Here is a 25,827-nt window from a genome sequence, read left to right as displayed (position 1 = left end):
TTTTTTAACAAAAAAGTAGTTTTTGAATTTTACAAATTGTACTTTAAAGAAAATAGCACATATCTAGGTTGTACCATATACTGTGATGTTCTAGTAGCAAACTGCGTGAAACTATCATCATTTAATGAGATGGTATTTAGCAAATTTGTCCCACTAATTTTATACTCCATTTTGCCACCTTTCTTTTGATAAATTAAACTGGCCGTAAGGAAATCATATTCGTTATCAACGGTCTTCGTATTGTTGTAATAATGATAAAACTCATATTCAGTAACAAATGAAAAACTCTTTAAAAAGAAATAATCCAATTTAGCAAAAGGCCTTTCTGTATAAAAACTGGTATTATTATAGTCGTTTTTAACGATATTGTAACCTAATTCGAGATTTGGTATGTTTTTATAATTAGTAGATGCTTTCAAAGTGTAGCTTTGAGTAAAACTTTCCTTAGTTGACAGGACATTATTCTGAATGTTATTGAATTTTGACCAGTTTAAGTTAGCTCCTAAAGACGCTTTATAGTTTTTTAAAAAAGAGCGTCCATAATTACCATTTCCCGATAAGGTTTCGTCAGCAAAATCAGAATTAAAAGGTGATGAAGTCTGATTTACGCCATTAAATAATGCTCTCGTTTTTATAGCATCTGCCCTTTTAGAATAGGTGGCAAAGGCAGTTATATTCTCAAAGTTAAACATATTGTACTTAAAATATCTTAAGGAATGAATTTGCGAAGTTGCGTTTTCTAAAAACCGATTTCCTTTCGTTAAACTGTTATAATTAGAAAAAATAAATCCCTCAGCAAGTTGATTTATATCTGTAAAAGAATTAGTGTAAGCGAAATTATAAGTTAATGTCTCTGCTTTTTTTATTTGATAAATAGCTACAAAATCAGGGAGCGCTTTAAAAAAGTTTTGATCGCTACTAGTTCCTAATTGTTCATTTGTCATGTTATAGCTATGCAAACTAACGCCTGGTGTGAAAGTAAATTTCCCCGTTAAAATTTTATAATGGAATCCCAAAAACACATCATTGAAATTATAACTGACATCATTTTTATTAGCATTATTATTCAAATTATTGATGGCTTGATTGTCTAAAATTTGAAAAATCCTAGAATTGAAATTTTGTTTTGAATAAGTGTTCCCCAACGTTATGTTTATATTACTTTTATTTGTAAGCATATAATAGTAATCTAACTTAGCATCTACCTTATTTGTTCGTACAAAACGATTTTGATTAATATTGTTCCTATTCTGTCCCACAATATAATCGGTTAGATTAAAAGGTTGTGATTTTAGATTAGCGTTATAAAAAGGATCTTCCTCTTGATAGAGATGCTGCATTTCGAAAGCAAAAATATTCTTGTCGCTTTGCGTATAATACAAACTCAAATTTTGATTTACCGAAATAGGATCTTGATTTTTTAAAGTATTTATATTTTCGGTAGCAGATGTGCCGCTTACAACTGATTCTCGAAGTAAGGCATTGTTTTCATCTTGTTTAGATATTTTAGTTAAAACATCATAATCAAATTGCAAGCGTGTGTTAGGTTTATATGATGAACTTAACTTAAACAATCCTAAATTACTTTTTTGGTTTGATACTTCCTGACGATTTTCAGTAGATAATATTTGAGACGAATTAGCTTGTAAAATATTTGTCTGTGATTTTGTTTCTAAATCTGTTACCGAAGAAGAAAGAATTGCAAAACCACTTAGTGACCAGGCTTTATTCACATTGTAAGAAAAATTTGTTGCTCCAAACTTAGTTTCAATTTCTTTTGCGCGATTATTTCTTAAAAGTGAAATCCCTAAATCATTTGAAGAAACATTAAAACTAGATCCTCCTTTTTGAGCTACACCTCTAAAACCTCCCGTAAATTTGAAATAATCTTGTACTGTCAGCGGTAACTCACCAATATTATTAAAATTAGTGATAATGTTTAAACTGTATTTAGGATTGTAATAAAACAATTTTGGATTGATTATATACCTCGTTTCTTTATTTGCAACTCCTACTCCCGCTGTCATATCTCCAAACCAAAAATTTTTCTTTCCCGATTTAAGTTTTATATTCATAGCCAAATTATCCTGATTGTTCTCCACTCCTTTCAAGGCGCCTATCTCACTATAGTTTCTTAAAACTTGAATTTTATCAATAGCATCTGCTGGGATATTTTTTACTCCAAGTTTAGTATCTCCATCAAAAAAATCCTTGCCTTCGACCATTAATTTCGAGACTCTTTTTCCTTCCACCTCAATTTCGCCATCAGCATTTACCTCAACACCAGGTAGTTTTTTTAATATGTCCTCTAGTTTTCTTTCAGTGCCAGATTTAAACGAATCTGCGTTATATACAATAGTATCGCCCTTAATGGAGACAGGCATCTCACGAACAATTTCCAAACCATCAAGTTCAATTCCACCTTCTTCAAGTGTAATATTTTTTGTTATGTTTTCTGCTGAAGTAGTAAAATCTAACTCTTTATTCTGCATTCCTAGATAGCTAATTTTTAAACTATAAGCAGTATTGGGCTTTAAGTTTAAAAGGAATCTTCCTTTATCATTAGTTATAGCATAGGAATCCATTGCTTTTGTTATTTTATTCACTGCCATAACATTGGCCATTTCAAGACCTGTTGCTTTAGTATCTGTAATCAAGCCTTCTAGTTTGACTGTTTGTGATAATGCTATTGTACTACTAAAAATAAAAAGAAATGCTATTAAATATTTCATATTGATAATTGTGAATGGGATCTAGTATAGTTTAAAAATTTAAAAGTAGCTCAATTATCCTCCTATTCTAAAACCAGCGCCGCCGTTTCTTCCTCGACCCATTTCTCTAAACTCTTCCATTTTTTTCAATACCGTTTCGTCAAAATCTTTTTGAGAAATTATCTTGCCTTTGTTAGATGCTTTTATCTCCATTTTTACTTTTGGATTAAGAACCACCTTCGAACATAAAATAACTGTTTTTCCATCGTTTACTTCTAAGATAAGTCCAGGAAGTCCCCAGTAGTTTTCTGGACCTTGATTCACTGGAATCTCCGGTGTGTACCATGCAGTGATAAGCGTTTCTTTTGGCATATCGAGTTCTTCAAACAAGTTTGTTTTTTTAACATCCTCTTTTGGCTTAGCAGTTGTTGTCGTTTCCTCTTTTTTTGGGGTAAAATTTCTAAAATCAGTTTTACTGGCAGCGCGAATAGCAGTTGCTTTAAAACAATTATAACCACCTATTATTCTAGTTTCACCCTCCATCTTCCATTTTAGATTAGGCAAAGAATCTTTAACAAGAAATTCTTTGCCCATAAATTCTTTATCAACAGTATAAGTCTTTTCTTTTACGTTTTTATAAAATGTACCACCGCCGCCAGTCATAGACATCATCATTCTCGCTCCTACAGCGTTTTGTCCTGGAGCATCTAGTTTTTCCTCCTCTTTATATATCGAAGCTGATTTATCAAAATTTAAAGTAAATGTCTTTTCAAACATTGATTTCATTCTTTCCTCAATCATTTTCTGCATGTCGGGAGTCATATTTTTGTTACCTTCCATGCGTGCTTTAAAGTCAGAGGTGCTGGTTTTTGCTTCATATACAGCCATACCTTGAAATTCTTGAGCGCGAAGTCCCATAAAAGAAGTGAGTGCTAATGCTAATGTGAAAATTATCTTATACATATTATTAGATTTTTATAAATTGGTATTAAAAATACTATTTTTGTTACAACTATACTGTTAAAAATTAATAAGACTATCAGAGTTGTAATTAGTTTAATTGTAATCTAGCTTTTATGAAAATAATAATCTGTTTCTTTTTTACTATCTTTTATTCAATTGTATCAAGTCAAAATATAAAACTGACAGCAACCGCAACTACCAATCTACCTTTATATGGAGATGAATTTTTAGGATATGATCAATTTAGATTTTACTATACAATTAATAACAATGTCTTTTCGAAAATGAATCAGTATGAAACTTTAGATTATAAAAATGTTTCCCTTGGAAGAATAACTAAAGTTGATATTCAAAATCCTCTAAAGATTATATTATTTTACGAAAATTTTAATACAGTCATTGCCTTAGACAATCAGTTGAACGAAATCCAAAAAATTAACTTTTCAGAGAACAGTGTTCCAATTGTCGCTACAGCTATTGGATTATCAGCACAAAATCAGTTTTGGATTTTTAATAGTATGAATCAACAATTAGGACTTTATGACTATTTAAAAAATGATTATAAGACGATAACTGTTCCTTTTACTGTTGCGATAAAATACTACACTTCAGATTTTAATTACTTTTACTGGATCGATGCTAATAACAACTTTTATATGAGCGATATTTTTGGAAAAATCACATCAAGAGGAGTGATTGCTGATTACGATGCAGTTACAGTTATTAATGAAAGTAGCTACATGTATTTAAAAAACTCTATTTTAGTAGTTCACAACATTCAAAAAGATATAAAATACACAATAGATATTCCAGAAAAATCATTTAATAAATTCTATTACAAAGACCAAATTTTATCTATTTTTACCAACAAAGGAATTACAAATTATAAAATCACAATACCGTAATGCACATAGCAATAGCAGGAAATATAGGTTCTGGAAAAACCACTTTAACACAATTATTGGCGAAACAATTTAAATGGGAACCTCATTATGAGGATGTAGTTGACAATCCATATTTAGATGATTTTTATCATCAAATGGAACGTTGGTCTTTTAATCTTCAAATTTATTTCTTGAACAGCCGTTTTCGTCAAGTAATGCAAATTCGCGAAAGCGGAAAAAAAATTATACAAGATAGAACCATTTATGAAGATGCTCATATATTTGCGCCAAATCTTTATGCCATGGGTTTAATGACCAATCGAGATTTTCAGAATTACTCCTCTTTATTTGAGTTAATGGAATCGACAGTTAAACCACCAGATTTATTGATTTATTTAAGAAGTTCGATTCCAAATCTTGTTGGACAAATTCATAAAAGAGGACGTGAGTATGAAAACTCTATTTCAATTGAATACTTGAGCCGATTGAACGAACGTTATGAAGGCTGGATTGAAACCTATGATAAAGGAAAATTGATGATCATTGATGTAGATAACATCAATTTTGTAGATAATCCTGAGGATTTAGGAACTATTTTTAATAGAATTGATGCAGAGTTAAATGGGTTGTTTTAGGATCCCGTGCCTGGCCACTTTCCATCGGTGAATGAATAATGTTTTGGAGATAAAACATATATAAACACAAATGCCTCGCAATTGCGAGGCATTTATCACTTACAAGACATAATAAATTATTTCAAAGTATCAATTATTGCTTGAACTTCAGCATCAGTTCCTTCAAAATTTCGAACTTCCTGTTGACCGTTGATTATAGTCGTAACAGTTGCAGTTACTTTTCCATCAATGTTTGATTTTTCTATAGTAACTTCTTTAGAGCTCATTTCTTTTGCTACTGGGTTTTCAGAAATAGTATGACTTCCTTCCCCTAAAATTGGAGCAATCACTAAACCTATTAAACAAGTTAATTTAATTAAAATATTCATAGATGGTCCAGAAGTGTCTTTGAATGGATCACCAACAGTATCACCAGTTACCGCCGCTTTATGAGCATCAGAACCTTTATAGGTCATTTCACCATTAATCATCACTCCTGCTTCAAAAGATTTTTTAGCATTGTCCCAGGCTCCACCAGCATTGTTTTGGAAAACAGCCCAAAGCACACCAGATACTGTTACTCCTGCCATATAACCACCTAACATTTCTGCTATTAATTGGTTATTATCCGCGTACACTAATTTACCCAGTAATACAATGGCAATAGGAAACCCAATAGTTAAAATACCAGGTAACATCATTTCGCGCAAAGCAGCTTTAGTAGAAATATCGACGCACTTTGCGTACTCTGGTTTTCCAGTTCCCTCCATAATTCCAGGAATTTCTCTAAACTGACGGCGCACTTCATAAACCATATCCATAGCCGCTTTACCCACTGAATTCATAGCAAGAGCTGAGAACACCACTGGTATCATTCCACCTACAAATAACATGGCTAGAACTGGTGCTTTAAAGATATTGATTCCGTCAATTCCAGTAAAAGTAACATAAGCTGCAAATAATGCCAGTGAAGTCAATGCTGCAGAAGCAATCGCAAATCCTTTTCCAGTTGCTGCTGTTGTATTCCCTACTGAATCTAAAATATCAGTTCTCATACGCACCTCTTTTGGCAGTTCGCTCATTTCAGCAATTCCGCCTGCGTTATCTGATATAGGTCCAAAAGCATCGATAGCTAATTGCATAGCCGTTGTTGCCATCATTGCTGAAGCTGCTAAAGCTACTCCATAAAACCCAGCTAATGCATAAGTGGACCATATTGCTGCTGCAAATAGTAAAACAGTAGGGAAAGTAGAAATCATTCCTGTTGCTAATCCAGCAATTACATTAGTTCCAGCTCCGGTTGATGATTTTTGAACAATAGCCATGACTGGCTTAGTTCCTAATCCTGTATAATATTCAGTCACAGAAGAAATAGCTCCTCCTACAAAGAGTCCAATCAATGAGGCATAAAAAACTCTCATTGAGGAAATATCTTGTAAACCTTCACCAAAAAATGACATTTGCATCGTTTCTGGTAGCATCCAATCAATCAGAAAATAACAAGCTATTGCAGTTAATACTATTGAAGCCCAGTTACCTATGTTTAATGCTTTTTGAACTTGAGGTTCTTTAGCGTTTTCATCTGTAATTTTGACTAACATGGTTCCAATAATAGAAAACAAGATACCAAAACCGGCTATTGCCATAGGTAATAGTATTGGTCCTATACCGCCAAAACCATTAGCAACAATGTTTCCACCCATATCTTTGATAACATAATTACCTAATACCATTGCAGCTAATACAGTTGCCACATAAGAGCCAAATAAATCAGCACCCATTCCTGCAACGTCCCCCACATTATCTCCTACGTTGTCTGCAATTGTAGCTGGGTTTCTAGGGTCATCTTCAGGGATTCCAGCTTCTACTTTACCCACTAAATCGGCACCTACATCAGCAGCTTTAGTATAAATGCCACCACCAACTCTAGCAAACAATGCAATAGATTCAGCGCCTAATGAAAATCCAGCTAATGTTTCTAAAACAATGGTCATAGTTTCTGTATCTTTCCATACGCCTCCAGAAAGTATTTGAAATAATATTATAAAAAAAGCTGTTAAACCAAGAACTGCTAACCCTGCAACTCCCAGGCCCATAACTGTTCCACCACCAAATGAAACTTTTAAAGCTTGTGGTAAACTAGTACGGGCAGCTTGAGTAGTTCGCACATTTGTTTTTGTTGCAATTTTCATCCCCATGTTTCCCGCCCATGCTGAAAATATAGCACCAAAAATAAAGGCAACCACTATTAATAAATGTGTTTGTACACCTGGAATAAATGTAATCCCTGCTAAAACAAAACTTGCACCAATTACAAAGAAAGTCAACAATCTATATTCTGCTTTTAAGAATGCTAAGGCACCTTCATAAATGTAATCTGAAATCTCTTTCATTTTACCGTCGCCAGAGTCTTGTTGTAACACCCATGACCTTTTATACATCATAAAAAGAAGTCCAATTATTGCCATAAGTATTGGCACATAAATCATTATTGCATCCATAATTCTAGTTTCGTTTTTAGTTATAATTAATAAGCTAGAAAACGAAAATAAACAAAAAAGCAATACTCTGGACGGAGTATTGCTTTTTTTATATAAATTTTGAAGATTACTTATCTAATACTAAACAATCCTTCTGGTTTGTTCTCAATTTCGTCAAAACGCTTTGTGCATTCTTTAATAATTGCATATGCTTCATTGACATCTCCCCAACCGCCAACATCTACACTTTTATTCTCTAAATCTTTATAAACTTGGAAAAAATGTTCAATTTCTTTCAACAAATGCGGATTCATGTCAGATAAATCATTTAATGAATTCCAAATTGGATCGGAAACGGGAACACATATCACTTTTTCATCTGGTCCTTTGTCATCAGCCATGTGGAAAACACCTATAGGTTTTACTTCCATCACGCAACCTGGAAAAGTAGGCTCATTCACTAAAACTAAAACATCTAATGGATCTCCGTCTAAAGCTAATGTTTCAGGGATAAATCCATAATCAGCAGGATACATCATTGAAGAAAACAACATTCTATCAAAACGCATTCTTTTTATTTCGAAATCATATTCGTATTTATTTCTACTTCCTCTTGGTATTTCGATTAAAACATCGAAAGTTATTAATTTGTCTGCCGTCATTTTCTTTTATATTATCTATAATTCAGGGTGCAAAAGTAAGTAATCTATCTCTTTTTTACAATAAAAAATTTGAAGGCAATAATAATCTAAAAATCAAGTATATAATTGCTAATATTCTACCCTTCTATTGCGTTTTTTTAGGTAATAATGCCATAATAAGAAAGTTGCAAATGAGCGATACGGACTCCATTTTTCTGTATAAACTTCCATTGCTTTCTTCCCATGAATATCAAGTAATTCTTTTATGGTATTAACTACAGCAATATCACCTAATGGCAGTAAATCAGGTTCTTGTAAGCAAAACATTAAGTAAACATCAATAGTCCAGTTTCCTATTCCTTTTATTTTAATAAGCTGTTCTCGAACTTGTAAAGCCGTTTGCGATGCTAAGTTTTGTAAATCAATTTCCTCACTTAATACGGCTGTTGCTAATGCTTTTATATAAGTCGCTTTTTGTCTGCTTACGCCAAAATTTCTAAATTCTTCAACTGATATAGCAATTAAAACCTCTGGCTGAATGGATTTGACAGTAGCTTTAATTTTATTAAATGTGGCTTTAGCAGAGTCAATAGAAACTTGTTGCTCTAAGATAAGTAGCACCAATGTTTCAAATCCTTGCGGTCTTATGGGAATAACGGGTAATCCATATTGTGCCACAATAGTTTTGAATATACTGTCCTTTTCTACTAAATAATCGAAAGCGTGTTGCATACTCTACTGTTTTTTAACCCGTCTCAAAGTGTCGGGAAGAATAGCTCCTAGAAATTAAAACCAAATGATCCTTTTACAGAAAATCGATTTGTATCAGGAACATTTAAATAATTGCCTCGCCATGCAAAATCAACGCGAAATAATTTAAAAATGTTACCAACACCCGCGCTGTATTCCCAATATCCTTTTTCAGGCGCATTATAAACTAAACCAGAAGCATTTATAGCGCGATTCGCATCAGAAATACTACCATAAACCCCTTTTACTGAAACTATTTCCCTCCAATTAAGTTTACGCATAAATGGAATTCTTGAGAAAAGACGACCGTTAAAATTATGATTCCACTGCAACGTTGCATACTGATCAGATACAAATTCGTAAAAATTTAAATTACTAAAGGTATTCTCCAATGTGAAAAAAGTTTGATTCCCTGGAATAACACTCATAAGTCCTAGAGGAACGGTACCAAATGTTTTTCCCACCTCAACAATAACGTTAGTGCGACCTAAAGGGCCAATAATTATGGGCTGTTTATAATACAACTGTAATTTATCATACTGAAAATCACTATCTAATAAACCTTTAAAACCATGACTATAATTTATAAAAAATCGACTGTATGGACTGTCTACATTCTCTCTTTCGACGGCAAACCCAATTGTTTTTCTTTTAGGGGTATATTCTACTTGAAAGCTAATTTCTGACTGCTTAACATCGCTTTTAGTTATATTATTAGCAATATCGGTAAAGTAATCGAGGCTAAATGTTGGCGAAGCCGACTCTAGTGTGCGATAAGAAAAACCAGTTTGAAAAGTCAAGTTTTTAACGGGTTCTATTTCGACAGCCACGTTGCTTAAATTAATATTCGTTAATTTCCCATTACTTCCTGATGAAAACACCGATGAAGAAGCAAAACTTCTGCCTAAAATATCATACGTTGTGGTCAGACTTGCGCCTATTTGCTCAATATCGCGCCTATTTCCACCAGATAAAATAACTCTGTTTTTTTTATCAACCATCCATTTTCCAGAGAATCCGTATTTGAATTTATCATCTTTAAAACCATACGCCGTATAACCTTGTAATCTCCAAGTGTCAGTTGTTCCAAAATAGGTTCGACCACCTACACGTAAGCGAGCACCTTCAACAACATTATACCCAAAGGTTGAAAATATAGGTCCATAATCAAAATTGCCGTAGGGTATAAAACCACTTGCTAATACTTGAACCGTACTGTATATTTGTTTAAATCGCTTAACTGTTTGCAACGTGTCGAGCATTTTGTAAACACCTAATTCATCCTTTGATAAATTTTCGAAACGATTATCATTCCAGTATTCCTCTGATTTATTATAAACTTCTGGATCCATATAATTGACTTCCTCTTTATAAAAAGCAACTGGTTTTTCTATATCAAATTTATGATCTCTAAAATAGGAAGTTCGTTTACCATAAATTCCTTTTGACTTTTCTTTTTTGTTTAAAGCAAAATCAGACATTAAATAATCCTTAGTTAATAGAAATACAGAATCGCTAACCACGTCAAATTCCTGCTCTAAATAAATATCCTTGACCCAGTTAATATTAGCACTTTTAGTCACGCCCATATTAATTTTCTTAATGGCAAATGTGGAGTCGTTTACCCAAAAATCACCTTTAAAAGTAAGTTCGTTTTTACGTCTTGGATAGAAAACAATATTATAACACCATTTATTATCAATATAAGCGCTGTCTCTCAACACATAATTATAAACATCAATCCCTGTTTTAGAAAGTGGACTTGTGAAGCTTTTGTCGAAGAAAGTTAGATAATTATTATAGATGTCGTAATTAGAATATAAGTCTTTTACAAAGGTTAAAATTTGCTGATTTCCATTAAAACCTGATGTCTTACTAGCTTTTAGTTTTTCTTTTACCTTTTTCAAATTCATATCTCCATAAACATCTGCTAAAGTCTCATTCACAAAAATGGGTAAATACGTTTTCCCAGTAATTTTCGACGTATCCATTTGGTTGAAAATAAATTCCATCCCGTTAAACAGCTTGCTTTTCATAAAAGCACTATCAATAGAATTCAAATCAAATTCTATTTTTTCATATTTTTCTAACTGATACTGATTGAATAAATAGAGTCCGTTTTTACGTTTTTTTTCCCATATTTTTCTCAATATATCCAATGCTGGATTATTTTTCTTAGAAGTTTTGCCCGCGTAAATAACAACTTCATTTAAACTTTCAGCTCCGCTTAACTGAATCTTCATATTATAAACAACTGATTTCTCTAATATTATTTCTCTATCAGAATAACCCACTGAAGAAATTAATAGCAATGAATATGTTTTAGCAGATTCAAGATAAAACAAGCCATCTTCATTAGCAACAATTCCTTCGCTCGAATTTTTAAAAACTATATTTGCAAACGGAATAGGTTGGTTTTGCTTATCTAGAACAACGCCACTCACTTTTGTTTGCGCAAAAATTGAAGTGGTAATAAGCAAAGCAATAAACATAAAAAACGAGAAATTCTTTTTCATAATTATTCAAAAAAAAACTTCATCAAATACTAATTGATGAAGTTTCAAAGATAGTTAATAAACGCTTTTGATTAATCAATCGTGAGAGATGAAATTGTTAAATTTCACTTCAGTCAATTATCAAATACTGTTACTTTTTATACATTACTTTTTTAACCGCTTTTATTACATCAGCTGAATTTGGCAACCACTCTTTTAGTAATACTGGAGAGTAAGGCGCTGGAGTATCCGCTGTTGTAATACGTTGTATAGGCGCATCAAGGAAATCAAAAGCACGCTCTTGAACAATATACGTTATCTCTGAAGCTACACTTGCAAAAGGCCAAGCTTCTTCCAGAACCACTAAACGATTTGTTTTTCTAACAGAAGTTAAAATCGCTTCATAATCCATAGGACGAACTGTTCTTAAGTCGATAATTTCACAAGAAATTCCTTCTTTAGCTAATTCCTCTGCAGCAATATGAGCTTCCTTAATAATTTTTCCAAAAGATACAATTGTGACATCAGTACCTTCGCGTTTAATATCGGCAACTCCTATTGGGATTATATATTCACCGTCAGGAACTTCGCCTTTGTCGCCATACATTTGTTCTGATTCCATAAAGATTACTGGATCATTATCACGAATTGCCGCTTTTAACAATCCTTTAGCATCATAAACTGTAGATGGAACAACTACTTTAAGACCTGGAGTATTAGCAAACCAGTTTTCAAGAGCTTGTGAATGTGTCGCTCCTAATTGTCCTGCTGATGCTGTTGGACCACGAAAAACGATTGGAACATTAAATTGTCCACCAGTCATTTGACGCATTTTAGCGGCATTATTGATAATTTGGTCAATACCTACTAAACAAAAATTGAATGTCATATATTCTACAATAGGACGACAACCATTCATTGCTGATCCTACTGCAATACCAGTAAAACCAAGTTCAGCAATAGGAGTATCTATTACTCTCTTCTCACCAAATTCAGCAAGCATACCTTTAGACGCTTTGTAAGCACCATTATATTCTGCAACCTCCTCGCCCATCAAATATATAGATTCGTCGTGACGCATTTCTTCACTCATCGCTTCGCAAATGGCTTCTCTAAATTGTATCGTTCTCATATTAATATGTTGTAAGTGTCTAATTTTTCGAACAGCAAAATTAATTATTTTAAATTACTTTAAAGCATAAATACTCTAAATTAATTGTACTCATTTAGATGTTGATTTTGGTGACTTTTATTACCTATTAAAGGGAGTAAAATTAGCATCATATGCCAATTAATGATCTATTGCAAAATATAATTTTTATACAGCTACGAAAACGTAATAGTTTAACAAAAAAATATTATGCACGCATAGTATATTATTCAATTTAATATTTTAAATTTGTAAAAGAAATTAAGAAATATAAAAATATAACTATGAAAATATTAGTTTGCATCAGTCACGTTCCTGATACTACTTCAAAAATTAATTTTATTAACGACGATTCTGAATTTGATACAAATGGTGTTCAGTATGTAATTAATCCAAATGACGAATTTGGTCTTACACGTGCAATTTGGTTTCAAGAAAAACAAGCTGCTACGGTCACTGTTGTAAATGTAGGCGGACCAGAAACAGAGCCAACTTTGAGAAAAGCATTAGCAATAGGCGCCAATGAAGCAATTCGTGTAAACGCACATCCTGCTGATGGATTTTATGTGGCAAAGCAACTTGCAGAAGTAATTAAAAATGGCTCTTACGACGTTATTATTGCTGGAAAAGAATCTTTAGATTACAATGGAGGAATGGTTCCAGGAATGATTGCTGGAATTTTAGGATATAATTTTATCAACTCTTGTACTGAACTTACAGTTGAAGGAAATTCGGCAAAAGCAGTTCGTGAAATAGATGGTGGAAAAGAAACTGTAAGTACAACTTTACCTTTAATCATTGGAGGACAAAAAGGATTAGTAGAAGAAAAAGATTTGCGTATTCCTAATATGAGAGGAATTATGACTGCACGTTCAAAAACGCTAACCGTTCTTGAGCCAATTGATGCTTCTATTAATACAAAGGCAATGAAATTTGAAAAACCAGCACCTCGAACTGCAGTAAAGATGATTGCTGCTGACAACTTAGACGAATTAATTAATTTATTACACAACGAGGCAAAAGTGATTTAGAAATTTGATTGCAGAATGAGGATCAATGATTTTTGATTTCAGATGTCCATAAAATCTAAACTCTCTATTCGAACTTCTGAAATCTAAAAATCACAATTCAAAAATCTAAAATCTAAAATTCTAATTTAGTTCGTAGTGAACAGATTAAAATCTGAAATCTAAAATCGTTAATTTAAAATCTAAAATTATTATGTCAATATTAATATATGCGGAATACGCTCCCGAGGCCTCGGGAGGAAAATTTAAGAAAGTAGCTTTCGAACTAGCTTCTTATGCAAAAAAGGTAGCTGTAACTCTTGGAACAACTGTAACAGCTGTGACTGTAAATGCAGGAGATGTTTCAGAACTAGCAAAATACGGCGTAGATAAAGTTTTAAAAGTAAATAATGATCAACTATCTGGATTCACTGCTAAAGCTTATGCTGATGTTATCAAACAAGCGGCTATCAAGGAAAGCGTAAAATTAGTATTATTATCATCAACAACTGATAGCGTATATTTAGCGTCATTTGTTGCTGTAGCTTTAGAAGCAGGATATGCATCTAATGTTGTTGGATTACCTATTTCTACATCACCATTTCTCGTAAAAAGAACTGCTTTTTCAAACAAGGCATTTAATACAACGGAAATTGAAACAGAAATAAAAGTTTTGGGCTTAGCCAAAAATTCATACGGCATTTTTGAAACTCCAAGTACATTAACCGAAGAAGATTTTAATCCAACTATGGAAGAAAATGATTTTGGAGTAAAAGTGGAATCAGTAGAAAAAATATCAGGAAAAGTTTCTATTGCTGACGCTGATATTGTAGTATCGGCAGGTCGCGGACTTAAAGGTCCAGAAAACTGGGGAATGGTAGAAGAATTAGCATCAGTTCTTGGAGCGGCTACTGCTTGTTCAAAACCAGTTTCTGATTTGGGATGGAGACCCCACGGAGAGCATGTAGGTCAAACTGGAAAACCAGTTGCAACAAACTTATATATTGCAATAGGAATTTCAGGAGCTATTCAGCACATTGCTGGAGTTAATTCCTCAAAAGTAAAAGTAGTGATCAATAGCGATCCCGAAGCACCATTTTTTAAAGTAGCGGATTATGGAATTGTGGGAGATGCATTTGAAATTGTACCTCAATTAATCGAGAAATTTAAAGCTTTTAACGCACAGAGCTAGTCGGTTTATATTAAACTCTATATTAATGCTATCTAAAAATAAGATATTTGTATCTTTGCATTTAGATAGCATTTTTTTATGCTTTCTATTTTACTGATTAAAGTTTTTAGACCTATTCATTATACTAATTATGAGCTTAGTTAAATTATCCATAAAAGGAATTTCATATAGTCAAACTCAAAATGGAGCATACGCTTTAATATTAAATGAGGTTGATGGCGAGCGCAAATTACCTATTGTTATTGGCGCTTTTGAAGCTCAATCTATTGCTATTGCTTTAGAAAAAGAAATAAAACCACCTCGCCCCTTAACTCATGATTTATTTAAGAACTTTGCTGAACGCTTTGATATTGTTGTAAAGCAGGTCATTATTCATAAATTAGTTGATGGTGTTTTTTACTCAAGTATTATTTGCGAACGAGACAAAATAGAAGAAATTATTGATGCTAGAACCTCTGATGCGATTGCTTTAGCGCTGCGTTTTAACGCTCCTATATTTACTTATAAAAACATATTAGACAAAGCGGGAATTTATCTAAAAACAAACCCTTCTGACAGCAAGCAAGATTCTCAAGAACTTGATGATGTACTTTCTAATCCTGACACTTTTGGTCGCACTGAGGAAAGCAATCAATCAGGATCTACTTATTCAAAGCATAGTTTGACGGAATTAAATGAACTTTTAGATCAAGCTGTTTCTAATGAAGATTATGAAAAGGCCGCAAAAATAAGAGATGAAATTTCAAAAAGATAACTATACTTATTTATATCTTTCTTTTTAGTAAAATAAATATTTGCAATAAAAACTTTTATTAAAAAAGTTGCTTATTTTTACAGCTATTGACACTAAAAGTATTTTATGAAACCAACAATTACGTGTGTTTTAGTAAGTCTGTTTTTTTCAACAGCAGCATTTTCTCAAGATTATTATTTGTATTGCGGAAAAATGCTTAATACCATTACTGGAAAAGAATTATCCAATCAAACAATTGTAATTTCTAACAATAAGATTGTGAAAATTGCCGAAGGATTTGTGCCTAAATCTAAAGCAGCCGATATTGAAATAGACTTAAAAAGCAAGTATGTTTTACCTGGTCTTATTGATCTTCATGTGCATATTGAAGGAGAAAACGATGCAAAAAGCTATATGTCTAAATATTTAGACAATGAAGCTGATATTGCCTTTCAAGCAGTTCGCTGTGCAGAAATTACGCTGTTAGCCGGATTTACAACAGTGCGTGATTTAGGCGGAACGGGTGTTAATATTTCTATTAGAAATGCTATTAACAAAGGAATTGTAAAAGGCCCTAGAATTTACACCGCTGGAAAAGCGATCGCTACAACAGGCGGACACGCTGATCCTACTAATGGAAGTAACCGAAAACTAGTAGGCGATCCTGGTCCTCATGAAGGTGTAATCAATTCCCCGGAGGAAGCCGTAAAAGCAGTAAGAGAACGTTATAAAGAAGGAGCTGATGTGATAAAAATCACAGCAACAGGTGGTGTTTTAAGCGTTGCTAAAAGCGGTAAAAACCCACAATTTTCATTGGAAGAGATTAAGGCAATTACCACTACAGCTAAGGATTACAACATGCTAACTGCCGCGCATGCTCACGGAGATGAGGGAATGCAGCGGGCAATTCTTGGCGGAATAAAAACCATTGAGCATGGTACTTTTATGAGCGAAGAGACAATGGAACTTATGAAAAAATATGATTCTTATCTTGTTCCCACACTTACCGCTGGAAAGGAAGTAGAAATAAAAGCCGAAATTCAAGGTTATTATCCTGATATTGTGGTTCCAAAAGCAAAAGAAGTAGGTCCACAAATTAAAGCAACTTTTGCAAAAGCTTATAAAAAAGGTGTCAAAATCGCCTTCGGAACTGATGCTGGTGTTTTTGCTCACGGAAGTAATGCAAAGGAATTTGGCTATATGGTTGAAGCCGGAATGCCTGCATTAGCAGCGATACAATCCGCTACTACTACAAATGCTATGTTATTAGGACTTGGAAATGATGTAGGTCAGCTTAAAGAAGGTTTTCTTGCAGATATTATAGCCGTTAATGAAAGTCCTTTAACAAATATAAAAACGTTAGAAAAGGTAGTATTTGTAATGAAAAATGGAACAATTTATAAAAACTAGTATTTGAAAGGTTAGATTGATACAATGAAACAATATATAGATTTAGTGCAACACGTCTTGGAGAACGGTTGTCAAAAAGGAGATCGAACTGGAACAGGGACAAAAAGCGTTTTTGGTTATCAAATGCGTTTTGATTTAAATGATGGTTTCCCAATGGTTACGACTAAAAAGCTACATTTAAAATCAATAATATATGAATTGCTTTGGTTTTTAAAAGGAGATACCAATATAAAATATCTTCAAGAAAATGGAGTCAAAATCTGGGACGCTTGGGCTGACGAAAGAGGTGATTTAGGACCAGTTTATGGTCATCAATGGCGCAACTGGAATAGCGAAGAAATAGATCAAATTTCAGATCTTATTACTGAATTAAAGTCAAATCCTAATAGTCGCAGAATGCTTGTTTCTGCTTGGAATCCTTCTGTTCTTCCAGATACAAAAAAGTCATTTGATGAAAATGTGGCTAATAATAAAGCAGCCTTACCGCCATGTCATGCTTTTTTTCAGTTCTATGTTTCTGACGGTAAACTATCATGTCAGTTATACCAGCGAAGTGCCGACATATTTTTAGGCGTGCCTTTCAACATCGCATCTTACGCATTGCTTACCATGATGATTGCACAAGTTTGCGATTTAAAGCCAGGAGAATTTATTCACACTTTTGGCGATGCGCATATCTACAACAACCATTTTGAACAACTCGAGTTACAATTGTCTCGTGAACCTAAGCCGTTGCCTAAAATGATTTTGAATCCAAAGATTAAAAATATTTTTGATTTTGATTTTGAGGATTTTACATTGGAAGGATATGATCCTCATCCAGTAATTAAGGGTAAAGTGGCGGTATAAAAAAAAAGGTGTATTAGTTAAACTACTAAAACACCGTTTTCATTTCCTGCAAATTCATTCCATTTAAAAGAGTCAGCTTCTGGCTCATTGACAAATGCACCATCGATGAAATATTTAAATTCATAAGAAGCGTCTTTCTCAAGATTAAAAACTCCTTTAAAAGTACCGTTCTTTAATTTGCTTAAAGCTCCTTCAGCAACACTCCAATTGTTGAAATCACCAATTACAGAAGCTTCATTAGCGTCCTTTGCTAGTACTGAAAAAGTAACTTTACACACTGGTTTTGTTTTAACAAACTGCTTTTTAATCGACATAACTAATTCATTTATAAGTTTATGGCGCAAAGTAAATGAAACATTTTGGAACTTCAATAGTGTTATATAATTTTTAAAGAAATAGTAAAAACTATGTTAATTTATATATAATTTAAGAAGTTAAAGAAGCCAAAACTAACTATTTTGAAATTTGCACATATTTAAAAAACATTTAATTTATTATTAAAATAATTATTTTGCAAAATATATTTTATCTTTATGAATTAAAATAAAATCAATGGAAAAAGAATTGCACGAACAATATGAATATGCAAGACGAAGAATTAAACAAAAAAAAAGATTATACTTTCACTTTGTTGTTTTTGTTTTAGGTAGTTTAGCTTTATTTCTTGGACACAATTTTTTAGATAATGAAATAATTTCTCAATGGTATCTTTGGATAATTACAGGATGGTTATTTATTTTTATTTTGCATTTTATAAAAGTTTTTATAACAGATCGATTTATGAATAAAGATTGGGAAAGAGAACAAATTGACCGACTTGTATTATTGCAAAAAAAGAAAATAGAACAATTGCAAATACAAATAGTAAATGACGAATCATCTAATAATACAATAATATGATAATAATGATTGCGGCCGCAGCGGAGAACAATGCCTTAGGAAAAGACAATAAGATAATTTGGCATTTACCTAATGACTATAAAAGATTTAGATTGTTGACTTCGGGTCATCATATTATAATGGGAAGAAAAACTTTTGAGAGTCTTGGAAAACCATTACCAAATAGAAAACATATCATAATCACCAATCAAGAAAATTACCAAGCACAGGATTGCATTATAGTCAATAGTATGGAGAAAGCATTAGATGCATGTCCAGCAAATGAAGATTCATATATAATAGGAGGTGGAGAAATTTACAGTTTAGGGATGCCTTTTGCAGAAAAATTAGAAATAACAAGAGTGCATGAAAGTTTTGATGGCGATGCTTATTTTCCAGAAATTGATAATATAAAATGGAATTTAGAAAATTCAGTTTTTAATGCAAAAGATGATAGACATAATTATGATTATACGTACAACACATATATAAAAAAATAAAAACAAAAAAACATCCTTTTTACAGGATGTTTTTTTTAGTTTAACAATTTTGAGCAATGCGTTATTCTAAAAAAAGTATTTGGTAGAATAAAATTAATATTACAACCATTAAAAACATTCCAGAAGCGAAAGTTATAATGTTTGCTGTTTTATGAGAATACATTTCAAAGAAGCCTTTGACACCAAATACCACAAAGGTAGTAAAGACAAATAAAATTAAAACTTCCAAAAACAAATTCAATCCTAAGAATGTATGTTGCGCATTATAAATAATACTGGGTTCAAAAACAGTATTCTCAAATAAATTTAAAAAAACAAATGAAATAACAAACGTTAAAAAAATCCATCTGATTTGGCTCATTGTCTCTTTTTTAATCATTAAACTGGTCAGGTAATAGATTACAAATTTGGCTATTCTATTATAAAAATACAATACCCAGTTTTGGTGATTTTTTAATTAGTAACAATTAATTTTTATCCCTGTTATATTTTGAAAATCCAATTATAAAACACAATTCAATTTTTAAAACTCATTCTTAGTTTGAGTAGTTTGCCTTATATTTGTACAAATAATAAAAAATGTCAGAAAAAAAAATTACTCCTTATAAAGATTCAGATTTAGGAAAAAAAGAACAAGTTGCAAAAATGTTTGATACTATTTCTACCAATTACGACAATTTAAACCGTGTGATTTCCTTTGGAATTGACTTAAAATGGCGAAGAAAAGTGTTGAAAATGGTTTCTAAAGTTAATCCAAAAAATATTTTAGATATTGCAACAGGTACTGGTGACTTAGCCATTTTGATGGCACAAACTAATGCTGAAAAAATAATTGGTTTAGATATTTCTGCAGGAATGTTAGAAGTTGGGAAAAATAAAATAGCATCAAAAAAACTTTCAAACACTATTGAAATGATTCTTGGTGATTCTGAAAACATGCCTTTTGAGGATAATTCTTTTGACGCAATTACTGTTGCTTTTGGAGTGCGTAATTTTGAAACATTAGAAAAAGGGCTAAAAGAAATATTAAGAGTTTTAAAACCAAATGGCTTATTTGTAATTTTAGAAACATCAGTTCCTGAAAAAGCGCCATTCAAGCAAGGTTATAATTTTTACAGTAGAAACATTCTTCCCATCATAGGGAAATTATTTTCAAAAGATGATGTTGCTTACGGTTATTTATCAGAATCAGCCGCTGCTTTTCCTTATGGTGAGGCGTTAAACAATATTTTAAGAAAAATTGGGTTTATAGATGTCATAGCATTACCTCAAACTTTTGGTGTAGCAACTATTTACTCAGCTTCTAAAAAATAATATGAAAAAATTATTAGTTTTTCTTTTTTTTGCCAGCATTTTATATGGCTATGGACAAGGCTCTAAAAATATTTTTAGCAGGGATCCAATCATTAACTTAGAGAATTTTCAAAAAAAAGACATTTATTTTGGTTTCTATTTAGGCTTTAATTCCTACGATTTTAAGATTGATTATAAGGATCAAACACCTGACATTTTAGTCAAAAAAACAACTGGATTCAATGTAGGTATTATTGCTGATTTAAGGCTTCAGGAATATATTAATTTAAGATTTGAACCTGGTTTATATTACACAAAAAGAGATTTATTTTATCCACAATCAGATTTTACTGAAACTAATCAGCCTTTTAATGCTACAAATAAATTTAGAGAAGTGAATAGTACATATATTCATTTCCCTTTATTGCTTAAATTATCGTCATTGAGAACAGGTAATATTCGGCCATATCTATTAACAGGATTATCAGCAACATTAAATTTATCTAGTAATGCCAAATTGATCGATGATAATTTCCAACAGAAGTTTAGAGTAAAAACTTGGACTCCTAATTATGAGTTGGGTCTTGGCATAGATTTATTTTCAGAATATTTTATTTTTTCGCCATCAATTAGAGGGGTTTTTAGTTTAAAAGATGAACTAATAAGAGATAATGCTTCTAACGGACTTAGTCCTTGGACCGGAAATATAGATTCGATGAAATCTAGAGCGGTTTTTATTAATTTTAGTTTTCACTAAAGCATTCAGCATCTACTCTAAGTCACCCTCCCTCTAAAAAATTCACTTAATATGATTGCTGTAGCTGTTGCTACATTTAAACTTTCTGTTTTTTGAAGATTGCCAAAACGCGGAATTGAAATTCGATTTTGAATTAATTTTTCAAGTTCTGATGAAATTCCATTAGCCTCATTGCCCATTATGATAATACCTTGCTGAGGTAAGGTAACTTGATAAATATTTTGACCATCCATAAATGTCCCAAAGATGGGTAATTTAGTTTGCAGCAGAAATTTATTTAAATCCAAATAATTTACATTTATCCTAGTTAATGAGCCCATGGTAGCTTGAACAACTTTAGGATTATAAACATCAACCGTTTCAATAGAGCAAATAACTTGCTGAACACCATACCAATCACACAAACGTAAAATAGTCCCTAAATTTCCAGGATCTCTAATAGAATCTAGCATTACAATTAATCCTGATTCTACTACTTGTTTTTCTATTGGAATTTTAAACACTGCGAAACAAGAATTAGGAGTTGCTAAAGCTGTGATTTTTTTTAAATCATTCTCTGAAATGATCGTTTTATTTTCATTTGAAACATTGTCAAAATCATTTTGAATTGTATATAAATGCTCTAATTCATAAGTAGAATCCAGTAATTCATTTATTGCTTTTACACCTTCTACAAAAAATAATTTACTACTGCTTCGATATTTTTTAAGTTGTAAACTCGTTATAAGTTTTATTTGATTTTTACTAATCATAAAATAATGTACTTTTGATTAAAATATTTTAGAACGCTTGAAAAAAATTTCTACAAAAATAACTTCATTTATTTTAATTGCAATATTAATTTGCGCTTGTAATGCTGTGAAAAGAGTTCCGGATGGCAAATTACTGCTTACAAAAAATGAAATTAATGTTAACGATAAAGGAATAAACGATGAAAATGTTTTTAATCAACTTTATCAAAAACCCAACAGCACTTTGCTGGGCTACCGTCTTCGCTTGAATCTTTACAATTTAGCTAATTTAAATGCTGATTCAACTTACGCGGCCAAGTTTACTAATAATCCTGAAAAATACAATAGAATGTCAAAGTGGCTGTCGGAAAAACAAGTAAATCGCTTAGGACAATCTTTTTGGTATAATGGAATACATGCTTTTTTGATAAAAACAGGAGAGCCACCTATTATTATTGATCAAGAGAAAGCAAAAAAATCAGTTTTGAGATTAAAATATTTTTATTTTAATAACGGATTTTTTAATGTTGCTACTGATTTTAAAATTGACACTACAGACATAAAAAAAGCTAAAATAAAATATAATATTCAACTTGGTAATGCATTCACTTTAGATTCTATAAAATCTCGTATCACAACTGTAGCCCTTGATTCTTTATACCAATCTAATAAATCTAACAGCTTTTTAAAATCAGGAATTCAATATAAAACCGCAGATTTTGAAAATGAGCGCAATCGCATCACTACAAATTTTAGAAATAATGGTGCTTATTATTTTCAGCCTAACTATGTTACTTTTGACATAGATACTATTAAAAAAGTAAACCAAGCTGATATCACTTTGCAGATCAAAGATTATTCCTATCAAGACGGTGACTCGACTAAAACGGCTCCTTTTAAATTATATAAAATAAGTGATGTAAATATTTATACTGATTACTCGCCAAGTAGCGATAAGATAAATAGCACTGACAGCGTGACGTATAACAATTTTAATTTATATGGTCAGAGAAAAATAAAATATAAACCAAGAGCGATTACCAATGCTATTTTTATTGCTAAAGGCGGTTTATATGCTGACGTTAAAACCGTATTAACGACTCGTTATCTCAATAATCTAAAAATTTTTAACTACCCTTCTATACAATACGAAGTTGATAAAAGAGATACTACCGCACAATCTTTAATTGCCAAAATATATTTAACTCCTCGAAAAAAATTCAGTTTCGGAACAACACTTGACATCACTCATTCTAATATACAAGATTTTGGTATAGGTTTAAGTGTCTCTGAAACGATTAGAAACGTATTTAACGGAGCAGAAACTCTTGAAATTGCGGCAAGAGGAAATATAGGAGCTTCTAAAGATTTAGCAAATCCTAAAAATAATTTTTTTAATGTTTCAGAATATGGTTTGGATTTAAAACTTAATATTCCTAGAATATTAATGCCTTTTAATACGGATAGAATTATTCCCAAAAGTATGATTCCGTCAACCTTAATTACCATTGGTTTTGCAAAACAGCAAAATATAGGATTGGATAAAGAAAATTTTACTGGCGGTGTTTCTTATAATTGGACTCCAAAAATAAATAGTACAGCACGATTTGATTTATTTAATACTCAGTTTGTGAGAAATTTAAATCCTAGAAATTATTTTAATGTCTATGGCTCTTCTTATAATGCATTAAATAGAATTAGCAAATTATACAATACCAATTCAAATTATATTGATAATGCGAGCGAGAAAAATTTGATTATTGAGAGAGGAACTTCTGGTTTTACAAATGATGTCCTTAATAATAATGCTAGTTTTCTTAAACCTATTGAAGCGCCAGATTTTGAGTCGATAAAAAGTATAGAAGAGCGTAGATTGCGACTCACTGAAAATGATTTTATTTTAGCAACAAGTTTTACATTTTCAAAAACTACAAAAAGAGATTTGGGTGATAATAACTTCTACCTTTTTAAAACTAAAATTGAATCAGCTGGAACCATTTTGTCCGCTTTTGCAAACATTTCAAATCAAAAAAAGAACTTCAATGGTAATTATGATATTTTTAAATTAGAATATTCAGAATATGTAAAGACAGAATTTGATTATATAAAACATTGGGGTTTATCCAGAGAAAGAGTAATAGCATTTAGATCTTTTTTCGGAATCGCTATTCCATTCGGCAATTCAAATTATATCCCATTTTCTCGAAGTTATTTTTCTGGCGGATCTAATGATAATAGAGCTTGGCAACCTTATGGCTTAGGTCCAGGAAGTAGTGGCGCGCTAGATGATTTTAATGAAGCCAATATGAAAATTGCACTTAGTACGGAATTTCGCTTCAAAGTTGCTGGTAATCTGAAAGGAGCTGTCTTTGCTGACGCAGGTAATATCTGGAATGTGCTAGATAATGTAGTAGATGAAAAATCTACATTCACAGGTTTTAGTGACTTAGAAAATATAGCCTTAGGCACTGGATTTGGTCTACGATATGATTTAAGTTTCTTTGTAATTCGATTTGATTTAGGATTTAAAACCTACAATCCAGCTAATGAAACCAACAGAAAATGGTTTAAAGAATATAATTTTTCAAACTCAGTTTTAAATTTTGGAATAAATTATCCGTTCTAATCCTAATTTATTCATATTTTTGCAAGATTAACAACTAATAAAAGACTAAAAAAAACTACAATGGCACACAATATAAAACCAGGAGTTGCAACAGGAGATCAAGTTCAAGAAATTTTTAATTATGCTAAAGAAAAAGGATTTGCGCTACCAGCAGTAAATGTTACAGGCTCAAATACTATTAATAGTGTACTTGAAACAGCAGCAAAATTAAATGCTCCTGTAATCATTCAATTTTCTAATGGAGGCGCACAATTTAATGCTGGAAAGGGACTTTCTAATGCAGGTGAAAAAGCTGCCATTGCAGGAGGAATAGCTGGTGCATTGCACATTCATACGCTAGCAGAAGCTTATGGAGCAACTGTAATACTGCATACTGATCATTGTGCTAAGAAATTATTACCTTGGATTGATGGTCTATTAGATGCATCTGAAGCCCATTTTGCTAAAACTGGAAAACCTTTATATTCTTCTCACATGATTGATTTGTCAGAAGAACCCATTGAAGAAAACATTGAAATTTGCAAAGGCTATTTAGAGCGCATGAGTAAAATGGGAATGACCCTAGAAATCGAACTTGGAATTACCGGTGGTGAGGAAGATGGTGTTGATAACTCTGATGTTGATAGCTCAAAATTATACACACAACCAGCTGAAGTTGCTTATGCTTATGAAGAACTTTCTAAGGTAAGCTCAAAATTTACAATTGCTGCAGCTTTTGGAAACGTACATGGCGTTTACAAACCTGGAAATGTAAAACTGACTCCAAAAATCTTAAAAAATTCTCAAGACTTTGTTCAGGAAAAATTCAATACAGGTCACAATCCTGTAGATTTTGTTTTTCACGGTGGTTCCGGTTCTACACTAGAAGAGATAAGAGAAGGCATTAGTTATGGTGTTATTAAAATGAATATTGATACTGATTTACAGTTTGCATTTACCGAAGGAATTCGTGATTATATGGTTAAAAATATTGACTATTTAAAAACTCAAATAGGAAATCCAGAAGGAGCTGATGCTCCAAATAAAAAATATTACGATCCAAGAAAATGGCTACGTGAAAGCGAAGTTACTTTCAACACAAGATTAGAGCAGGCATTTGCTGACTTAAATAATGTAAATACACTTTAAATAGTATTCAGTGTTGTGTGTTCAGTTGCATAAA

The 25,827-nt window shown here is 32.0% G+C and carries 23 protein-coding genes; 13 read left to right on the top strand and 10 right to left on the bottom strand.

Features of this window, described 5'->3' with window-relative positions; translation table 11 throughout:
- Positions 1-29: 29 nt before the first annotated feature.
- Together RCH18_RS03690 and RCH18_RS03685 are read right to left on the bottom strand one after the other, a co-directional pair.
- Entirely contained in the window at positions 30-2,732 is a 2,703-nt protein-coding gene (locus RCH18_RS03690; RefSeq protein WP_326935419.1) for a carboxypeptidase-like regulatory domain-containing protein, read from the bottom strand.
- A 54-nt stretch (positions 2,733-2,786) separates the two neighbouring features.
- Positions 2,787-3,674: a GLPGLI family protein gene (locus RCH18_RS03685; RefSeq protein ID WP_326935418.1), complete on the bottom strand. Its 888-nt coding sequence runs from the start codon at positions 3,672-3,674 to the stop codon at positions 2,787-2,789.
- Between the two features lie 113 nt (positions 3,675-3,787).
- Here RCH18_RS03685 and RCH18_RS03680 point away from each other — a divergent pair, with 113 nt between their 5' ends.
- Positions 3,788-4,579: a hypothetical protein gene (locus RCH18_RS03680; RefSeq protein ID WP_326935417.1), complete on the top strand. Its 792-nt coding sequence runs from the start codon at positions 3,788-3,790 to the stop codon at positions 4,577-4,579.
- Positions 4,579-5,193 (top strand): deoxynucleoside kinase, encoded by a 615-nt coding sequence (locus tag RCH18_RS03675; RefSeq protein WP_326935416.1) that lies wholly within the window; start codon positions 4,579-4,581, stop codon positions 5,191-5,193. Before RCH18_RS03680 ends, RCH18_RS03675 begins: the two co-directional genes overlap by 1 nt.
- Positions 5,194-5,309: 116 nt before the next feature.
- Here RCH18_RS03675 and RCH18_RS03670 read toward each other — a convergent pair whose 3' ends face one another.
- From RCH18_RS03670 to RCH18_RS03650, 5 genes are all read right to left on the bottom strand, one after another.
- Positions 5,310-7,673, bottom strand: a complete 2,364-nt coding sequence (locus tag RCH18_RS03670) for a sodium-translocating pyrophosphatase (RefSeq protein WP_326935415.1) — start codon at positions 7,671-7,673, stop codon at positions 5,310-5,312.
- Positions 7,674-7,783: 110 nt separating this feature from the next.
- On the bottom strand, positions 7,784-8,314 hold the full coding sequence (locus RCH18_RS03665; protein ID WP_326935414.1) for an inorganic diphosphatase: 531 nt from the start codon (positions 8,312-8,314) through the stop codon (positions 7,784-7,786).
- Positions 8,315-8,422: 108 nt separating this feature from the next.
- Positions 8,423-9,025 (bottom strand): DNA-3-methyladenine glycosylase family protein, encoded by a 603-nt coding sequence (locus RCH18_RS03660; RefSeq protein ID WP_326935413.1) that lies wholly within the window; start codon positions 9,023-9,025, stop codon positions 8,423-8,425.
- 47 nt (positions 9,026-9,072) lie between these two features.
- Positions 9,073-11,559: a DUF5686 family protein gene (locus tag RCH18_RS03655; RefSeq protein ID WP_326935412.1), complete on the bottom strand. Its 2,487-nt coding sequence runs from the start codon at positions 11,557-11,559 to the stop codon at positions 9,073-9,075.
- Between the two features lie 130 nt (positions 11,560-11,689).
- Positions 11,690-12,670 carry a pyruvate dehydrogenase complex E1 component subunit beta gene (locus tag RCH18_RS03650; protein ID WP_326935411.1) on the bottom strand — a complete coding sequence of 327 codons (981 nt, stop codon included), beginning with the start codon at positions 12,668-12,670 and terminating at the stop codon, positions 11,690-11,692.
- Positions 12,671-12,972: 302 nt separating this feature from the next.
- Here RCH18_RS03650 and RCH18_RS03645 point away from each other — a divergent pair, with 302 nt between their 5' ends.
- The 5 genes from RCH18_RS03645 (at position 12,973) to RCH18_RS03625 (ending at position 17,879) form a co-directional block, all read left to right on the top strand.
- The gene (locus RCH18_RS03645; RefSeq protein ID WP_326935410.1) at positions 12,973-13,719 is read left to right on the top strand and encodes an electron transfer flavoprotein subunit beta/FixA family protein; all 747 of its coding nucleotides are present in this window, start codon (positions 12,973-12,975) and stop codon (positions 13,717-13,719) included.
- 190 nt (positions 13,720-13,909) lie between these two features.
- Positions 13,910-14,887, top strand: a complete 978-nt coding sequence (locus RCH18_RS03640) for an electron transfer flavoprotein subunit alpha/FixB family protein (RefSeq protein WP_326935409.1) — start codon at positions 13,910-13,912, stop codon at positions 14,885-14,887.
- A 130-nt stretch (positions 14,888-15,017) separates the two neighbouring features.
- Complete coding sequence (locus tag RCH18_RS03635) at positions 15,018-15,641, top strand: bifunctional nuclease family protein (protein ID WP_326935408.1); 624 nt, start codon at positions 15,018-15,020, stop codon at positions 15,639-15,641.
- Positions 15,642-15,746: 105 nt separating this feature from the next.
- Positions 15,747-17,030: a metal-dependent hydrolase family protein gene (locus tag RCH18_RS03630; RefSeq protein ID WP_326935407.1), complete on the top strand. Its 1,284-nt coding sequence runs from the start codon at positions 15,747-15,749 to the stop codon at positions 17,028-17,030.
- A 24-nt stretch (positions 17,031-17,054) separates the two neighbouring features.
- The gene (locus RCH18_RS03625) at positions 17,055-17,879 is read left to right on the top strand and encodes a thymidylate synthase (protein WP_326935406.1); all 825 of its coding nucleotides are present in this window, start codon (positions 17,055-17,057) and stop codon (positions 17,877-17,879) included.
- A 17-nt stretch (positions 17,880-17,896) separates the two neighbouring features.
- Here RCH18_RS03625 and RCH18_RS03620 read toward each other — a convergent pair whose 3' ends face one another.
- A complete protein-coding gene (locus RCH18_RS03620; protein ID WP_326935405.1) occupies positions 17,897-18,193 on the bottom strand; it encodes an isoamylase early set domain-containing protein in 297 nt (98 codons plus the stop codon).
- A gap of 238 nt (positions 18,194-18,431) precedes the next feature.
- Here RCH18_RS03620 and RCH18_RS03615 point away from each other — a divergent pair, with 238 nt between their 5' ends.
- Positions 18,432-18,779 (top strand): 2TM domain-containing protein, encoded by a 348-nt coding sequence (locus RCH18_RS03615; RefSeq protein WP_326935404.1) that lies wholly within the window; start codon positions 18,432-18,434, stop codon positions 18,777-18,779.
- A complete protein-coding gene (locus RCH18_RS03610; protein ID WP_326935403.1) occupies positions 18,776-19,258 on the top strand; it encodes a dihydrofolate reductase in 483 nt (160 codons plus the stop codon). The genes RCH18_RS03615 and RCH18_RS03610 overlap by 4 nt, the downstream gene beginning before the upstream one ends.
- Before the next feature lie 61 nt (positions 19,259-19,319).
- Here RCH18_RS03610 and RCH18_RS03605 read toward each other — a convergent pair whose 3' ends face one another.
- Positions 19,320-19,619, bottom strand: a complete 300-nt coding sequence (locus tag RCH18_RS03605) for a hypothetical protein (RefSeq protein WP_326935402.1) — start codon at positions 19,617-19,619, stop codon at positions 19,320-19,322.
- 218 nt (positions 19,620-19,837) lie between these two features.
- Here RCH18_RS03605 and ubiE point away from each other — a divergent pair, with 218 nt between their 5' ends.
- Together ubiE and porT are read left to right on the top strand one after the other, a co-directional pair.
- Positions 19,838-20,572: a bifunctional demethylmenaquinone methyltransferase/2-methoxy-6-polyprenyl-1,4-benzoquinol methylase UbiE gene (gene ubiE / locus RCH18_RS03600; protein ID WP_326935401.1), complete on the top strand. Its 735-nt coding sequence runs from the start codon at positions 19,838-19,840 to the stop codon at positions 20,570-20,572.
- A 1-nt stretch (position 20,573) separates the two neighbouring features.
- The gene (porT, locus tag RCH18_RS03595; protein ID WP_326935400.1) at positions 20,574-21,308 is read left to right on the top strand and encodes a type IX secretion/gliding motility protein PorT/SprT; all 735 of its coding nucleotides are present in this window, start codon (positions 20,574-20,576) and stop codon (positions 21,306-21,308) included.
- A gap of 17 nt (positions 21,309-21,325) precedes the next feature.
- On the opposite strand, the gene RCH18_RS03590 is transcribed toward porT, so the two are convergent.
- Entirely contained in the window at positions 21,326-22,060 is a 735-nt protein-coding gene (locus RCH18_RS03590) for an RNA methyltransferase (protein WP_326935399.1), read from the bottom strand.
- Between the two features lie 37 nt (positions 22,061-22,097).
- On the opposite strand from RCH18_RS03590, the gene tamL reads away from it, so the two are divergent.
- On the top strand, positions 22,098-24,665 hold the full coding sequence (gene tamL, locus RCH18_RS03585) for a translocation and assembly module lipoprotein TamL (protein ID WP_326935398.1): 2,568 nt from the start codon (positions 22,098-22,100) through the stop codon (positions 24,663-24,665).
- Between the two features lie 60 nt (positions 24,666-24,725).
- Positions 24,726-25,793 carry a class II fructose-bisphosphate aldolase gene (gene fbaA / locus RCH18_RS03580; protein WP_326935397.1) on the top strand — a complete coding sequence of 356 codons (1,068 nt, stop codon included), beginning with the start codon at positions 24,726-24,728 and terminating at the stop codon, positions 25,791-25,793.
- The last annotated feature ends 34 nt before the right edge of the window (positions 25,794-25,827 follow it).

Origin of the sequence: Flavobacterium sp. PL11, assembly GCF_035985025.1 — a bacterium.
Classification (GTDB): domain Bacteria; phylum Bacteroidota; class Bacteroidia; order Flavobacteriales; family Flavobacteriaceae; genus Flavobacterium.
Note: the sequence above shows the minus strand (reverse complement) of the source record. Positions and strands in the feature narration are given on the sequence as shown.

Bases quoted from the DNA above. Each gene is read 5' to 3' on its own strand.
- RCH18_RS03690 (WP_326935419.1), bottom strand. From the start codon at position 2,732: ATGAAATATTTAATAGCATTTCTTTTTATTTTTAGTAGTACAATAGCA.
- RCH18_RS03685 (WP_326935418.1), bottom strand. From the start codon at position 3,674: ATGTATAAGATAATTTTCACATTAGCATTAGCACTCACTTCTTTTATG.
- RCH18_RS03680 (WP_326935417.1), top strand. From the start codon at position 3,788: ATGAAAATAATAATCTGTTTCTTTTTTACTATCTTTTATTCAATTGTA.
- RCH18_RS03675 (WP_326935416.1), top strand. From the start codon at position 4,579: ATGCACATAGCAATAGCAGGAAATATAGGTTCTGGAAAAACCACTTTA.
- RCH18_RS03670 (WP_326935415.1), bottom strand. From the start codon at position 7,673: ATGGATGCAATAATGATTTATGTGCCAATACTTATGGCAATAATTGGA.
- RCH18_RS03665 (WP_326935414.1), bottom strand. From the start codon at position 8,314: ATGACGGCAGACAAATTAATAACTTTCGATGTTTTAATCGAAATACCA.
- RCH18_RS03660 (WP_326935413.1), bottom strand. From the start codon at position 9,025: ATGCAACACGCTTTCGATTATTTAGTAGAAAAGGACAGTATATTCAAA.
- RCH18_RS03655 (WP_326935412.1), bottom strand. From the start codon at position 11,559: ATGAAAAAGAATTTCTCGTTTTTTATGTTTATTGCTTTGCTTATTACC.
- RCH18_RS03650 (WP_326935411.1), bottom strand. From the start codon at position 12,670: ATGAGAACGATACAATTTAGAGAAGCCATTTGCGAAGCGATGAGTGAA.
- RCH18_RS03645 (WP_326935410.1), top strand. From the start codon at position 12,973: ATGAAAATATTAGTTTGCATCAGTCACGTTCCTGATACTACTTCAAAA.
- RCH18_RS03640 (WP_326935409.1), top strand. From the start codon at position 13,910: ATGTCAATATTAATATATGCGGAATACGCTCCCGAGGCCTCGGGAGGA.
- RCH18_RS03635 (WP_326935408.1), top strand. From the start codon at position 15,018: ATGAGCTTAGTTAAATTATCCATAAAAGGAATTTCATATAGTCAAACT.
- RCH18_RS03630 (WP_326935407.1), top strand. From the start codon at position 15,747: ATGAAACCAACAATTACGTGTGTTTTAGTAAGTCTGTTTTTTTCAACA.
- RCH18_RS03625 (WP_326935406.1), top strand. From the start codon at position 17,055: ATGAAACAATATATAGATTTAGTGCAACACGTCTTGGAGAACGGTTGT.
- RCH18_RS03620 (WP_326935405.1), bottom strand. From the start codon at position 18,193: ATGTCGATTAAAAAGCAGTTTGTTAAAACAAAACCAGTGTGTAAAGTT.
- RCH18_RS03615 (WP_326935404.1), top strand. From the start codon at position 18,432: ATGGAAAAAGAATTGCACGAACAATATGAATATGCAAGACGAAGAATT.
- RCH18_RS03610 (WP_326935403.1), top strand. From the start codon at position 18,776: ATGATAATAATGATTGCGGCCGCAGCGGAGAACAATGCCTTAGGAAAA.
- RCH18_RS03605 (WP_326935402.1), bottom strand. From the start codon at position 19,619: ATGAGCCAAATCAGATGGATTTTTTTAACGTTTGTTATTTCATTTGTT.
- ubiE (WP_326935401.1), top strand. From the start codon at position 19,838: ATGTCAGAAAAAAAAATTACTCCTTATAAAGATTCAGATTTAGGAAAA.
- porT (WP_326935400.1), top strand. From the start codon at position 20,574: ATGAAAAAATTATTAGTTTTTCTTTTTTTTGCCAGCATTTTATATGGC.
- RCH18_RS03590 (WP_326935399.1), bottom strand. From the start codon at position 22,060: ATGATTAGTAAAAATCAAATAAAACTTATAACGAGTTTACAACTTAAA.
- fbaA (WP_326935397.1), top strand. From the start codon at position 24,726: ATGGCACACAATATAAAACCAGGAGTTGCAACAGGAGATCAAGTTCAA.